Origin of the sequence: Nocardiopsis mangrovi (assembly GCF_042653925.1) — a bacterium.
In the GTDB taxonomy this organism is placed as follows: Bacteria; Actinomycetota; Actinomycetes; order Streptosporangiales; family Streptosporangiaceae; genus Nocardiopsis_B; species Nocardiopsis_B mangrovi.
On record NZ_JBHSFQ010000003.1, the window covers coordinates 175,180 to 188,791 of the forward strand.

The 13,612-nt window shown below is 72.3% G+C and carries 11 protein-coding genes; 2 read left to right on the forward strand and 9 right to left on the reverse strand.

Going from position 1 to position 13,612, the window contains the following annotated elements:
- Positions 1-283 precede the first annotated feature (283 nt).
- Positions 284-454 (forward strand): hypothetical protein, encoded by a 171-nt coding sequence (locus ACFO4E_RS04720; RefSeq protein ID WP_378571773.1) that lies wholly within the window; start codon positions 284-286, stop codon positions 452-454.
- A gap of 46 nt (positions 455-500) precedes the next feature.
- Here ACFO4E_RS04720 and ACFO4E_RS04725 read toward each other — a convergent pair whose 3' ends face one another.
- Positions 501-3,227 (reverse strand): bifunctional acetate--CoA ligase family protein/GNAT family N-acetyltransferase, encoded by a 2,727-nt coding sequence (locus ACFO4E_RS04725; protein ID WP_378571774.1) that lies wholly within the window; start codon positions 3,225-3,227, stop codon positions 501-503.
- A 242-nt stretch (positions 3,228-3,469) separates the two neighbouring features.
- On the opposite strand from ACFO4E_RS04725, the gene ACFO4E_RS04730 reads away from it, so the two are divergent.
- The gene (locus tag ACFO4E_RS04730; protein WP_378571962.1) at positions 3,470-4,363 is read left to right on the forward strand and encodes a carbohydrate kinase family protein; all 894 of its coding nucleotides are present in this window, start codon (positions 3,470-3,472) and stop codon (positions 4,361-4,363) included.
- Positions 4,364-4,702: 339 nt separating this feature from the next.
- Here ACFO4E_RS04730 and ACFO4E_RS04735 read toward each other — a convergent pair whose 3' ends face one another.
- The 8 genes from ACFO4E_RS04735 to mbhE form a co-directional block, all read right to left on the reverse strand.
- Positions 4,703-6,850, reverse strand: coding sequence for a RecQ family ATP-dependent DNA helicase (locus ACFO4E_RS04735; RefSeq protein WP_378571775.1), 2,148 nt, complete (start codon positions 6,848-6,850; stop codon positions 4,703-4,705).
- A gap of 199 nt (positions 6,851-7,049) precedes the next feature.
- Complete coding sequence (mnhG, locus tag ACFO4E_RS04740; protein WP_378571776.1) at positions 7,050-7,403, reverse strand: monovalent cation/H(+) antiporter subunit G; 354 nt, start codon at positions 7,401-7,403, stop codon at positions 7,050-7,052.
- Positions 7,390-7,668: an MrpF/PhaF family protein gene (locus tag ACFO4E_RS04745; protein ID WP_378571777.1), complete on the reverse strand. Its 279-nt coding sequence runs from the start codon at positions 7,666-7,668 to the stop codon at positions 7,390-7,392. Before ACFO4E_RS04745 ends, mnhG begins: the two co-directional genes overlap by 14 nt.
- The gene (locus tag ACFO4E_RS04750; RefSeq protein ID WP_378571778.1) at positions 7,665-8,288 is read right to left on the reverse strand and encodes a Na+/H+ antiporter subunit E; all 624 of its coding nucleotides are present in this window, start codon (positions 8,286-8,288) and stop codon (positions 7,665-7,667) included. The genes ACFO4E_RS04745 and ACFO4E_RS04750 overlap by 4 nt, the downstream gene beginning before the upstream one ends.
- Before the next feature lie 39 nt (positions 8,289-8,327).
- Positions 8,328-9,857: a Na+/H+ antiporter subunit D gene (locus ACFO4E_RS04755; protein ID WP_378571779.1), complete on the reverse strand. Its 1,530-nt coding sequence runs from the start codon at positions 9,855-9,857 to the stop codon at positions 8,328-8,330.
- Positions 9,854-10,228: a sodium:proton antiporter gene (locus ACFO4E_RS04760; RefSeq protein WP_378571780.1), complete on the reverse strand. Its 375-nt coding sequence runs from the start codon at positions 10,226-10,228 to the stop codon at positions 9,854-9,856. Before ACFO4E_RS04760 ends, ACFO4E_RS04755 begins: the two co-directional genes overlap by 4 nt.
- Positions 10,225-10,821, reverse strand: a complete 597-nt coding sequence (locus ACFO4E_RS04765; RefSeq protein WP_378571781.1) for an MnhB domain-containing protein — start codon at positions 10,819-10,821, stop codon at positions 10,225-10,227. The genes ACFO4E_RS04760 and ACFO4E_RS04765 overlap by 4 nt, the downstream gene beginning before the upstream one ends.
- Positions 10,799-13,210 (reverse strand): hydrogen gas-evolving membrane-bound hydrogenase subunit E, encoded by a 2,412-nt coding sequence (mbhE, locus tag ACFO4E_RS04770; RefSeq protein WP_378571782.1) that lies wholly within the window; start codon positions 13,208-13,210, stop codon positions 10,799-10,801. Before mbhE ends, ACFO4E_RS04765 begins: the two co-directional genes overlap by 23 nt.
- Positions 13,211-13,612: the final 402 nt, after the last annotated feature.

A 13,612-nucleotide genomic window follows, 5' to 3' on the forward strand; every position in this document is an offset into this window, starting at 1 on the left:
GTCGAAGCAGAGCGAGAAGGCGAGCGTGACCCACGGACACCGTCACGGCGAGCCGACGAGCGAGCGGAGGCGGCGCCGCCAACGGCCCAAGGCCCCACCCGCAGCGCCGTCGAAGCAGAGCGAGAAGGCGAGCGTGACCCACGGACACCGTCACGGCGAGCCGACGAACAAACGCAGCCGACGCCGCCAACGGCCCAAGGCCCCCGCAGCGCCCTTGCAGCAGAGCAAGGAGGCGAGCGTGACCCCATGGATAACGCAGGCGCGTACGGGTAGGGCCCCGGGCATGATCGAAGCCACCGTTCCACCAGCTCCCGTTCCGCCGACGCCCACCCCGGGACCGCTGCCCCCCGATCCGATGCCGGTCCCGCCCGAGCCCCCGATGCCCGAACCCGAGCCCGAGCGCAGACCGGGGCCCTTCCCGCCCGAGCGCGAGCCCGAACCCGAGCCCGCCTGAAGCCGTCCGCAAGACCGCCCGCCCGCGCGCGCCCGCGGGGTGTCCTTCAGAAGGTCACGCCGCGCAGGCGCCGCGGGCCGGAGTCGGGGCGGACGTCGGACGCCCGGCGCAGCCACAGGCGCGCCCCCAGGACATACGCGCCCTCCGCGTTGACGATGACCGGGTCCAGGTCGACGTGGGCGACCTCCGGGAAGGAGTCGACGAGCCGCGAGACGCGGATGAGCAGCACCTCCAGCGCCTCCACATCGGGCTGCTCGGCCAGCGAGGTCGCACCGGCGGGCAGGCCGAACAGCAGAGGGGCCGCGCGCACGGCGTGCACCAGGTCCGAGGCGTCGGTGTCGGTCAGCGGGGCGAGCCGGAACGCGCGGTCGTCGAGCAGTTCGGCGGTCACATCGCCCAGCCCGAACCCCACGACCGACCCGAACGACGGGTTCTCACCGGCCCTGACCACCGTGGGCACCCCGGGCACCACCATGCGCTGCACGACGAGCATCGCGTCGTCGCCCAGCCGGTCGTAGAGCGCGGTGAACCCGCTGCGTACGTCGGCGGGCGAGCGCAGGTCGGCCCGGATCCCGCTGCCGCCGGAGCGCAGCCGCAGGTCGGGGGCGTTGGCCTTGACGACGACCGGGTAGCCCAGCTCCTCGGCGGCGGCGACCGCCGCTTCGGGCGACGACACCGGGATGTCGCGCCATACGTCGATCCCGTAGCAGCGCAGCAGGTCGTGGGCGGTGTCGGTGGAGACCGCGGTCTCCTCGTTGTGCACCGGCTCGCTGGTGAACCAGACGCCGTGGGAGGGCTCGGCGGCGTCATCGCCCTTCTCCAGGGTGCGGTCGATGATCTCGCGGGCCCGCGCGCCATCGATGTCGGGCAGCTCCGGGTGGCGGCCGGGGTCGCGGCGGCGCCACATCGCATAGCGGGTGGCGTGCGCGAGCGCCCGCACGGCGTCCTCGGGGGCGGGGTAGGACGGCACCGAGCCGCGGGCGGTCTCGCCGTTGGGCCCGGTCCGCCGCAGCTCCTCTGGCAACCCCTGATAGCCCAGGTAGGTGGTGATGATGGGCTTGTCGGCGGTTGCCGCCTTGGCCCGCATGACCTCGGCGACGTCGCCTGAGATCGGGGTCAGGGCGGGGATGAACACCACGACCACCGAGTGCACGGAGTCGTCGGCGAGCGCGGCGGTCAGCGCGGCGTCGAAGTCGGCCGCGGCGGCCTTGGGGCCCAGGTCGACGGGGTCGTGCGGCTTGAGCCCGGAACGCACGCAGGCGTCCTTGACCAGCAGCCCCAGGGAATCGGAGTTGCCCAGGATGCCCACCCGCGGCCCATTGGGCAGGGGCTGGTAGGCGAAGAGCTGGGCGACGTCGAAGAGCTGGGTGATGTCGTCCACACGCACGACGCCGGCCTGCTGGAACAGGGAGGTCACGGCGTAGTCGGGCAGAGCGAGGGCACCCGCGGCGTGCCCGGTGGGCACGCCCTGGGTAGAGCCGCCGCTGCGCACCGCGACGACCGGCTTCTGCTGGGCCAGGCGCCGGGCCAGCCGGGTGAACTTGCGCGGGTTGCCGAGCGATTCGAGGTACTGGAGCACCACCTCGGTGGCCGGGTCCTCCTGCCAGTACTGCACGAGGTCGTTGCCCGAGACGTCGGCGCGGTTGCCGGCGGAGACGAACGTGGACAGCCCCATGCCGCGTTCGGCGACCCGCTGCAGGATCGCCCGGCCCAGCGCGCCCGACTGGGAGAAGAACCCGATCGGCCCGCGCGGTGGCACGTACGGCGACAGGGTGGCGTTCAGGGACACCGAGGGGTCGGTGTTGGCGATCCCGAGGCAGTTGGGGCCGACGACCCGCATACCTGCCGCACGGGCCATGTTGACCAGCGCGTCCTGGCGCTCGCGGCCCTCGGGCCCCGATTCGCCGAACCCGGAGCTGACGACCACCAGGCCGTGCACGCCCTTCTGCGCGCACTCCTCGACCACATCGGGCACCATGTCGGCGCGCACCGCGACCACCGCGAGGTCGACCTCGTCGGGGATGTCGAGCACGCTGGGGTAGGCGCGCACCCCCGCGACCGCGGCGGCCTCGGGGTGCACCGGGTAGACCGGGCCCTGGAAGTCGCCGGCCAGCAGGTTGCGCAGCGCGGTCTGGCCGATCGTGTGCGCCGTGCGGCTGGCGCCGATGACCGCCACGGACCCGGGGAACAGCAACCGGGCGATGGAGCGCGATTCGGCGCGCTGTTCCCGGGCGCGCATGACCTCTTGGGCGCTGTCGGTGGGGGCGAGGTCCAGCGTGAGGCGGATGACGCCCTCGTCGAAGGTCTGCTGGGCGGTGTACCCGGCCTCGCGGAACACGTTGATCATCCGGCGGTTCTCCGGCAGGACGTCGGCGCTGAACTTGCGCACCCCGCGCTCGCGCGCGGCCGCCCCGATGTGCTCCAGCAGCACCGACGCCAGTCCGCGGCCCTGGTGGGCGTCCTCGACCACGAAGGCGACCTCCGCCTCCTCCGGGGTGACCTTGTCGTAGCGCACGACGGCGACCATGACCCCCGAGATGGTCGCCACCAGCGCCACCCGGTCCTCGTAGTCGACCGTGGTGAACCTCTTGACGTCGCGCGCCGACAGCTTGGGGTAGGGCGCGAAGAACCGGTAGTAGATCGTCTCGGGCGACAGCCGGGAATGGAAATCCCGCAGCAGATCGGCGTCTTCCGGGGAGATGGGCCGCAGGTGAGCGGTTCCGCCGTCGGTCAGAACGACGTCGGCTTCCCAGTGGTTCGGGTATGACTGCACGGTTTTGAGAGTAAACGAGATCGGCCCGATGGTGGCGTAGCCCACTCCCCGTGAGCGCGTACCCGTGGACGGCGCAACCGCGCAGGCCCTGCCGCCCAGGGCGAGCGGGCTGTGCCACTTCGTTACCCGCCGTCTCCCCTGGACCTGTTAACGTCTCTTGACGACGGAGGCTTCAGGGTGAAATCGCAGGCGGGGCCCCCGGTTCCCGGTGCGGCAAGGTGGTGGATGAGGTAATGGCACGAGTGGTCGTGATCGGCGATCTCATGACCGACGCCGTGGCACGGGCGTACTACCCGCTCGCGCGCGGGAGCGATACCCCCGCCTCGGTCATCACCTACGGCGGCGGCAGCGGCGCCAACGTCGCCGCGTGGCTGGCCATGGAGGGCACCGACACCACGTTCGTCGGCCGCCGCGGCTCCGACATCACCGGCCGGACCCGTGAGATGGAGCTCATGGGCTACGGCATGGACTCCCGCGTGGTCATGGACCCCGAGCGCCCCACCGGCACCTGCGTGGTGATGATCACCCACCGCGGCGACCGCACCATGCTCAGCGACCCCGGCGCCAACGCCCGCCTCCAGCCCGAGGACCTGCCGCGCGACGTGTTCGGCCCCGATGGCCACCTGCACGTGTCGGGCTACACCCTGATCAACGAGCACTCCCGCCGGGCGGCGCGCGTGGCACTGCGCATGGCCCGCGAGACCGGCATGTCGATCTCGGTCGACGGCGGATCGCACGCCCCGCTCGAACGCGCCGGCGCCGAGAACTTCCTCGACTGGACCAACGGCGCCCGCCTGCTGTTCGCCAACGTCGACCAGGCCACCGTGCTGACCGGGCGCGAGGAGGCCGAGGCCGCGGCCAAGGTGCTCACCGCCTGGTACCCCAACGTCGTGATCAAGCTCGGCGACGCCGGCGCCCTGTGGGCGTCCAAGACGCGCGACGACATCGTGGTGGTGCCGGCCGAGCCCGTGGAGCCCTCTCCGGGTTCGATCGGCGCGGGCGACGCGTTCATGGCCGGGTTCCTGCCGTCGTGGCTGACCGGCAAGCACCCCAAGGACGCCCTGGCGGCGGCGCAGCACTTGGCCGCACGCGCCCTCCACCAGCCCGGCGCCCGCCCCGACCTCGGCGACGCCTGACCCCTCGCCACCTTCCACGGGCCGCGGTGGCCTCCGCCGCGGCCGGGCCCGCTCCGTGCACGCTCCCCCGCGACCGTGTGTGAGGTCGGCCGAGTGAGTCTGTGAAGGCACGGCGCCGAGCAGGTGGACCGAGGGACGGGCACGACCCGGGAACGCCGGAGTGCTGTGCGGCGGGGCGGTTCGGCCCCGCCGACCGGTCGGCGGACGCGAGCGGGCTGGAGCGGCTGTGCCCAGGCCGGTCGACGAGCGCGCGACCGGGAACGAGGACGCGTGCCGCTGTGTGGGGGCCGTCGTCCCACGGCCCCCACAGGCGCCCCGCGATCCGCGCGGGAACGACCCTCACCCCCGGCTCGCCAGCACCAGGGGCAGCACCCCCGATGCGCCGGCCTCGCGCAGCAGGCGGGCGGCCACCGCGAGGGTCCACCCGGTGTCGGTGTGGTCGTCGACGAGCAGCACCGGGCCGTCGAGCTCCCGCAGGCGCGACGCGACGGGCTCATCCAGGTCCAATGCCCGCCAGACCGATTCGAGCCGCTGAGCGCTGTTGTGGCGCCGTACACCGGGCCCCTCGGGCCGGGTGTAGGACAGGGCGCCCACGGGCGCCAGCCGGCCGACCCGGGCGAGCCGTTCGGCGAGGTCGGCGATCATGACGGGCCGGGTCCGCGAGGGCATGGCCACCACCCCGACGGGCCGCCGCTCCCACGGCCACGCCGCCAGGACCTCGACGACGCCCTGGAAGACGCGGTCGCTCACGGGTGAGTCGGGGGCGTCGTCGGCCAAGAGCGCCCGCAGCGGGGTGCCCCACCCGACATCGGTGAGGCGGGCCAGTGCCCGGCCCTCCTCGGCGCGCGACGCGGGCCGGATGTTGCCGGAGGCGGTGATCCCGAGGTCGGCCATTCCCGTGGGCCACTGCTTGCGCGGGGATATCGCCGTGCCGGGCCGGTCGAGGTGCTGTGCGGCGGCGTCGCGGTGGGCGGGGTCGATGTCGGTGGACCAGGTGCGGCCGGTGCAGCGGTCGCAGCGCCCGCACGGCGCGGCGCCGGGGTCGTCGAGCTGGCTGCGGAGGAACTCCATGCGGCAGCGGTCGGTGGCGATGTAGTCGAGCATGGCGCGCTGCTCGCGCTCGCGCGCGGCCGCCACCGCGGCGTAGCGTTCGGCGTCGTAGTGCCACGGCACGCCGGTGGCGGTCCAGCCGCCGCGCACCCGGCGCACCGCGCCGTCGACGTCGAGCACCTTGAGCATCTGCTCCAGGCGGCTGCGCCCGAGGTCGACCCGGGTCTCCAGGCGGGGCAGCGACACGGGCTCGCCCGCCGCCGACAGGACATCGAGCGTCCGGCGGACGGTGTCCTCGGGCGGGAAGGCCAGCCGCGCGAAGTACGCCCAGATCTCGCGGTCCTCGCGCCCGGGCAGCAGCACGACCTCGGCGCGGTCGACGCCGCGGCCGGCGCGGCCCACCTGCTGGTAGTAGGAGATGGGCGACTGCGGGGCGCCCAAGTGCAGCACGAACCCGAGGTCGGGCTTGTCGAAGCCCATGCCGAGCGCGCTGGTGGCGACGAGCGCCTTGACGCGGTTGTGCAGGAGGTCGTCCTCGGCCCGCTGGCGGTCCTCGGGGTCGGTCTGGCCGCTGTAGGAGGCGACGCTGAAGCCGCGCGACTCCAGGAACGCCGCGGTCTCGGTGGCGGCGGCCACGGTGAGGGTGTAGATGATGCCCGAACCGGGCAGGGAGGCGAGGTTCTGCGCCAGCCAGCTCCAGCGGGCGGCGCTGTCGGGCAGGTCGACGACGCCCAGGTGCAGGCTCTCGCGGTCGAGCGGACCGCGCAGGACGAGGGTCGAGGAATCATCGCCGATCTCCAGCTGCTCGGCGACGTCGCGGGTGACGCGCTCGTTGGCGGTGGCGGTGGTGGCCAGCACGGGCACGGCCGCGGGCAGCTCTTGGAGCAGGGTGCGGATGCGGCGGTAGTCGGGGCGGAAGTCGTGGCCCCAGTCGGAGACGCAGTGCGCTTCGTCGATGACCACCAGCCCGGCGCCGGCGGCGAGTTCGGGCAGTACGCGGTCGCGGAAGTCGGGGTTGTTCAGGCGTTCGGGGCTGACCAGGAGGACGTCGACCGCGCCGCCCGCGATGTCGGCGTAGGTGCGTTCCCAGTCGGTGAGGTTGGCGCTGTTGATGGTGCGGGCGCGGATGCCCGCGCGCTCGGCCGCGGCGATCTGGTTGCGCATGAGCGCGAGCAGCGGCGAGATGATGACGGTCGGGCCGGCCCCCTGCGCCCGGCGCAGCGCGGTGGCGACGAAGTAGACGGCCGACTTGCCCCACCCGGTGCGCTGTACCACCAGCGCCCGCCGGTGCTCGGCGACGAGGGCGTGGATGGCGGTCCACTGGTCGTCGCGCAGCCGGGCGGATTCGTCGGCGAGCGCACGCAGATGGCGTTCCGCGTCCTCACGCAGTTCAGCGGAGGTCGAGAGCGCGGAGTCGGGGGGCACGGAGGTAGCCATGCCTCCTTGCTACCAGAAACCCCGCCCGCCCCCGGCCCGTCATCCACAGTGCCTCCCGCCCGGCGTTCCCCGCTCAGCCCGCGGAGCGCCCTCAAGGCGGAGGCTTCCCTCGTCGCCGGGCGCTCCCTCGTACCTCGGTCGCACCCGCCTCCTCAGTCCAGCCACCACCGGCCCCGCAGGCACGCTCTGTGCTCCGCGCTCAGGGGGAGGGGCGGCGGGTGGTGCGGACGGCCTCCTCCAGTTCGTCGGTGACCAGGCGCTCGGAGTCGACCATGCCGCGGCTGTGGGCGACGCGGCCGAGGGTCTGGGCGAGCACCGGGACCGTGACCGCCTGGAACAGCGCGGCCAGGGCCAGGGGCACCGCCGAGCGCACATCCGGCAGCTGGAACGCGGCGGCGGTGAGGATCAGGAACAGCCCCACGGTGTCGGGCTTGGTGGCGGCGTGCATCCGGCCCAGCAGGGTCGGGAACCGCACCAGCCCGATGGTGCCGATGAGCGTGAACAGGGCGCCCAGGGGCAGCATGACGGCGGTGATCCAGTCAGTCGCGGTCATGGGCCCTCCTCTCGGCGAAGCGGGTGGCGGTGATCGTGCCGACGAAGCCCAGGAGGGCGATCGCCACCATGAGCCCGATGTAGGCGGTGTCGCCGCGCAGGGCGACCTCCACCGCGATGAAGCTGACCAGCAGCACCGACAGGGCGTTGAGGCAGACGATGCGGTCGAGCACCGACGGCCCCCGCACCAGCCGGTAGAGCGTGAACAGGACGGCCAGCCCCAGCATCACGAATGCCGCGGTGTAGGCGTGGTCCAGGATGGTCATCGGTCCTCCTCACGGGTGTCGCCGTCCGCCGCCGACTCCTGCTCGGCGGCGTCGCGCTCGAACTCGGCGATGTCGGCGGGCGTCCCGAACGCGCGCACGATCAGCTCCTCCGTGCGGCGCACCTGGCGCCGGAGCCGGTCCACCGCGGCCTCGGAGTCGATGGGGGTGCCGTGGACGTAGACCATCCCCTGATCGCGGTTGAGCTCGATGACCAGGCTGCCGGTGATCAGTGACAGCCCCGCGCTGACCGCGGCGACCAGGAAGTCGGAGTCGGTGCGCAGCGGGACCGCGACGATCGCGCCGCGCATCCGGCGCGGACGCCAGAGCACGTGCACCGCGACGCGCGTGCTCGACACGAACAGCTCGGTGAGGAAGAACCCGGCCAGCTTCAGCGCGTAGACGGGGTGGAAGCCCAGCCGCACCGGGATGTGCGGCAGCTTGGCGACCGCGTAGCACATCGAGCCCACGGCGGCGCCGGCGATCACCGTTCCCGGGCTGGGGTCGCCCCACAGGATGACCCACATGAGGGTGAGCCAGATGACGGTGGGCAGCCGGCCGGCCAGGCGCCTGAGCGTCGAACGGGTCTGGGGAAGCGGGACGGTGCCCGTCGCCTCACTCATGTCGCCCTCCCTCCGGCCGCACCGCGGCTAGCGCCGTTGTCATGACGTCCCTCCCCCGCCGAGCACGGCCTCGACATAGGCGCCGCCTTCGAGCAGGTCGTGGGCCGCGGTGAACGCGACCTCGGCCAGCGGGCCCGCTGCGAGGGCCACGAACAGCCCGACCCCGACCATGACCCCGGTCATGGCCGTCATCATCCGCAGGCCCCCGCGGTTGGCGCCGCGTTGCAGCTGCTCCCGGGCCTCGACCATGTCCGGCATCGGGGTGCCCCAGAACCCGCGGACCCAGATGCGGAAGATGGCCATCATGGTGAGCAGGCTGGTGGCGACGCCCGCGGCGATACCGGCCCACACCAGGCCGCCGCCGGCCTCCACGCCGGCCTCGAACAGCGCGACCTTGGCGATGAAGCCGGACATCGGCGGCAGCCCCGCCAGGCTCATCGCGGGCAGGAAGAAGAACAGCGCCAGAGCGGGCGACACCGTGGTCAGGCCGCGCACGGCGCGCAGCGAGGTGTGCCCGACGTACTGCCGGATCAGGCCGTTGACCAGGAACAGCGTGGCCTGGACGACGATGTGGTGCACCAGGTAGATCACCACCCCGGCGATGCCCGCGACCGAGTTCAGCCCGAGCCCGAAGATCATGAACCCGATGTGGCTGACCAGGGCGAAGGACATCACCCGGTTGATGTCGTCCTGGACCAGTGCGCCGAGGATGCCGACGATCATGGTCGCGATGGCGATCCACAGCAGGACCGAGGAGATGTCGTCGCCGCCGAACAGCAGCGTCTGCGTGCGGATGATCGCGTAGACCGCGACCTTGGTCAGCAGCGCCGCGAAGATCGCCGAGATCCGGGTGATGGCCACCGGGTAGCTGTCGGGCAGCCAGAAGTGCATCGGCACGATGGCGGCCTTGATCCCGAAGACCACCAGGAACATCAGCGCCAGGACCATGCGCAGTGCCGGGGGCGCGGCGTCGAGCTTGCCGGCGATGTCGGCGAGGTTGACCGTGCCGGTCAGGGCGTAGACCAGGGCGATCCCGGTGAGGAAGAGGATCGACGAGGTCAGGCTGACGACCGTGTAGATCATGCTGGCCCGCACCCGCTCGCGCGTGGGCGCCTGCGTGATCAGCGCGTAGCTGGCGGTCAGCATGATCTCGAAGCCGACGAAGAGGTTGAAGAGGTCGCCGGCGAGGAAGCTCAGGCACACGCCCGCGGTGAGCACCAGGTAGATGGGGTGGAAGACCTGGGGCATCGCGCGGCTGAGCCCGCCGATGTCCTGCCCGATGGCGTAGAGCAGCACGACGAGCAGCACCACCGAGGACACCAGCAGCAGCAGCGCCGCAAGGGGGTCGGCCACGATGGTGATGCCGAGTGGCGCCTCCCAGCCGCCGGCCTGGCTGGTGACCACGGAGCCGTCGGAGGTGCGGCGCAGCAGCAGCGCGGCGTCGGCCACCACGGCCGCCAGCGTCAGGACGCTGGTCACCTGCTGGGCGCGGGGGCTGCGGCGCATCAGCAGGGTCGCCGCCGCCCCCAGGAGCGGGATGAGGAAGGGCCCCGCGAGGAGTGCGTTCACGAGGAGTCCTCCGGCTCGGTCAGGCGGCTGATGCGCGCGTCCTCCAGGTCGGCGGGGACTTCATCGTTGTCATCGCCCAGCCAGACGCGGTAGGCGAGGGCGAGCAGGAACGTCGTCACACCGAAGGTGATGACGATGGCGGTGAGCGCCATGGCCTGCGGCAGAGGGTCGGACATCTGTCCTTCCTGGCCGGTCAGCAGCGGCGGCAGGGTGATGGCGGTGTCGGTCAGCATGAGCGACAGGTTCGCCGCGTGCCCCAGGATGAGGATGCCGAAGACCACGCGCATCAGCGACCGCTGCAACAGCAGGTAGAAGCCGCTGGAGTAGAGCACCGCGACGGTGACGACGAGGAGGAGGCCGGGCGGGGTCATGCGCCGCCCCCTCCGGTGAAGCGCGGGCGCCGGACGCGCTCGCGCGCCTTCTCGGCCCGTGCCTCCTCTTCCTCCGCCTCCATGCGGGCACCCAGTGAGGCCACCACGGACAGGACCAGACCGACGACGATGAGGAACACCCCCGATTCGAAGACGAGATAGCTGGCGAATTTGACCTCGCCGAAGACCGGAAGCACGGCGTAGAAGCTGTGGACCTCCAGGATGGGACCGCCGAGCAGCAGCGGGAACACCGCTGTGGCGCAGGCCAGGAACAGCCCCAGGGCGAGCAGGCCGTTGGGGCGCATGGGCAGCCCCGCGGCCAGCTCGTGGCGCCCCCCGGCGATGTAGCGCAGCACGTAGGCCATGCTCGCCACGAGGCCGCCGGCGAACCCGCCGCCGGGGCGGTCGTGCCCCGAGACCAGCAGGAAGACCGAGAAGGTCAGGATCGCGGGGATCAGCAGCCGGGCCACGACCTCCAGCAGCACCGAGCGGGGGCCGAAGGCCGGCCGGACCGCGGTGCTCAGCCAGCGTTCGCGCGGTGCCTCCCAGTCTTCGGGGGGTGCGGCCTCGTCACGGCTGTCCCTGGTGCTCACGGGCGCTCCCCTCCTCATTGACGGTGTCGCGGTCGCCGGGCTCCTCGACGTCCTCCGGCTCCTCCACGACCCGGTCGCGGCGGTTGAGCAGGACCAGGGAGGCCACCGCGACCGCCGAGGTCGCCAGCACGACGATCTCGCCGAAGGTGTCCATGGCCCGGAAGTCGGCGAGGATGATGTTGACGAGGTTGTGGCCGCCGGTCTGCTCGGCGAGGTCGGTGAAGCCGGTGGAGATCGTGGGGGCGGTGCGGGCGCCGGTCATGAGCCACAGCGAGACCGCGATGAAGGTGCCCGCGGCCGAGCACAGCAGCAGGGTCAGGCGCTTGGACCAGCCGTTGGGCCGCACGCTGAACGTCGCCGGCAGCCGCCGCAGCACGAAGACCAGGATGATGGTGGTCAGGGTCTCGACCAGGACCAGGGTCAGGGCGAGGTCGGGCGCCCCGTGCAGGACGAACAGCCCGGCGATCCCGAACCCCAGCGCGCTGATGAGGATCAGCGCGGCGAAGCGCCGGTGCTCGCGCACCGTGGCGATCGCGGTCACCACGACGACCGCGGCGATCACCACTTCCAGCGGGCTGTCCCACGCCCGGAGGTCGCCCCCCTGCGGCACCGGGACGTCTCCGCCGATCAGCGCCGCCACCAGGCGGGTACCGGGCAGTGCCAGCAGCGTGGCCAGGATGATGCCCAGGTAGACCGGGAGCGAACCGGTCTGCGTGCGCCGGGTGATGCTCAGGGCGGTGCTGTAGACGGCGTGGACGAACAGGTGGTAGCCGAGTTCGGCGTCGGGCCAGCGGGGCATGGCGTTCTGGAGCCGCGCCATGGCGCGCCGCTTGGCGAACATGGCGGTCCCGGCCGCGACGACCAGCAGCGTCAGCCCCAGCGCGGGGGTGAACCCGTGCCACAGGGCCAGGTGGTAGCCGCCGACGTCGCCCACCAGGGCGGCGTAGCTCTGCGCCACGGGGTCGACCACGGCGGGCGCCAGGCCCAGCAGCACGCTGACCGAGGCGAGGAGCACCGGTGCGGCGACGAACGCCGCCGAGGGCTTCTTGAACCGGCGCTCGGAGACGGTGGCCTTGTCGGCGAACGCCCCCCACACGAAGCGCGCGCTGTAGGCGAAGGTCAGGACGGAGCCGATGACCAGGCCGGACAGCACGGCGAGGGCGGCGGCGTCGGGCAGGTCGCCGGCGTGGCCCGGGACGAACGCCTCCAGCGCCGCCTCCTTGCCGACGAAGCCGATCAGCGGCGGCAGGCCGGCCATCGAGGCGGCGGCCAGCGTGGCCGCCACCGCCAAGGCCGGCATCCGGCGGCCGATACCGGTCAGCCGGCCGATGCTGCGCGTGCCGGTCTGGTGGTCGATCACGCCGACGGTGAGGAACAGGGTCGACTTGAAGAAGCCGTGCGCGATCAGGACACCGATCATCGCGGTGGCGGCGATCGGGATGCCGGCGCCGCCGAGGACGATGAGGAAGCCGAGCTGGCTCACGGTCCCGTGCGCCAGGAGCAGCTTCAGGTCGTCCTGGCGCAGCGCCCGCCAGCCGCCGACGACCATGGTGGCCACGCCGAACCCGAGGACCAGCGCGCGCCAGGGGTCGACGTCGGCGAACCCCGGAGCCAACCGCGCCACGAGGTAGACGCCGCCCTTGACCATGGCCGCCGCGTGCAGGTAGCCGCTCACCGGTGTGGGGGCGACCATGGCGCCGGGCAGCCAGTAGTGCAGCGGGATCTGGGCGGACTTCGCGAACGCGCCCGCCAGGATGAGGACCAGCGCCAGGGGCAGCCACGGGCTGTCCACGGGCGGGGCGGCCACCAGCTCGGAGATCCGGTAGGTGCCGCCGATGGAGCCGAGGATCACGAACCCGATGAGCATCAGCAGGCCGAACCCGGCCGTGGTGACGAGGGCCTGGGTGGCGGCCCGCCGCGCGGTCTCCTTGCGGTCGTCGTGCCCGACCAGCAGGAAGGAGGTGACCGAGGTCAGCTCCCAGAACACGTAGAGGGCGAAGAGGTTGTCGGTGGTGACCACGCCGAGCATCGCCCCGGCGAACAGGACGAGGATGGCCGACAGCCGACCGAGGCCCCGCTCTGAGGCGTGGAAGTACGCGGCGCTGTAGCAGAAGATGATCGACCCGACGCCGCTGACCAGCACCACCATGGCCAGGCTCAGGGCGTCCACCCGGAAGTCGAAGGTGATGCCCAGGGACGGGACCCACGCGAACGAGGCGGTGGCCGGGGTTCCGGAGACGATGGACGGGGCCTGGGTGAGGACCCAGGCGGCGGACAGCGCAGGAGGGACACCGGCCACGAGGAACGCCCGCGGTCCCAGGATGCGCACCAGGGACGGCAGGAGCACGGCGACGGCGGCGTGCAGCGCGAGGACGAAAGGCAGCAGCATATACACGTCGTTATCGGCGATCGGACCGGAAGTGTGCTTCAGTCACCACCGGGCGGTGTACAGGCGGGACGGGGCGTAGGTGTGCAGACGGGACACGACAAAGGTTATCCGCCGTGGCGCCGAGCACCTTGACTAAGCCGTGATCGGGTGTACCATCTGCCGCCCTCTCAACGGCCTCCAGGATATTCACTCTGTGTAGTTCCCTCTCCCTACCAGGGGAGACGGGGTCAGCGGGCACGCACGCCGGATCGAGAATTCCCGATATCACCGTGTTTGATCTCACCGGATGCCAGCACCGGCCCGGCACGGCGCGCCACGCCGAAGCGCTGCGGTCGCCGGGCGTGTCCCGATCACGATCACTCACGGTAGGCACCCTCCCGTTCTGAACGGCGCGATCCGCCT

Bases quoted from the DNA above. Each gene is read 5' to 3' on its own strand.
- ACFO4E_RS04720 (WP_378571773.1), top strand. From the start codon at position 284: ATGATCGAAGCCACCGTTCCACCAGCTCCCGTTCCGCCGACGCCCACC.
- ACFO4E_RS04735 (WP_378571775.1), bottom strand. From the start codon at position 6,850: ATGGCTACCTCCGTGCCCCCCGACTCCGCGCTCTCGACCTCCGCTGAA.
- mnhG (WP_378571776.1), bottom strand. From the start codon at position 7,403: ATGACCGCGACTGACTGGATCACCGCCGTCATGCTGCCCCTGGGCGCC.
- ACFO4E_RS04745 (WP_378571777.1), bottom strand. From the start codon at position 7,668: ATGACCATCCTGGACCACGCCTACACCGCGGCATTCGTGATGCTGGGG.
- ACFO4E_RS04750 (WP_378571778.1), bottom strand. From the start codon at position 8,288: ATGAGTGAGGCGACGGGCACCGTCCCGCTTCCCCAGACCCGTTCGACG.
- ACFO4E_RS04760 (WP_378571780.1), bottom strand. From the start codon at position 10,228: ATGACCCCGCCCGGCCTCCTCCTCGTCGTCACCGTCGCGGTGCTCTAC.
- mbhE (WP_378571782.1), bottom strand. From the start codon at position 13,210: ATGCTGCTGCCTTTCGTCCTCGCGCTGCACGCCGCCGTCGCCGTGCTC.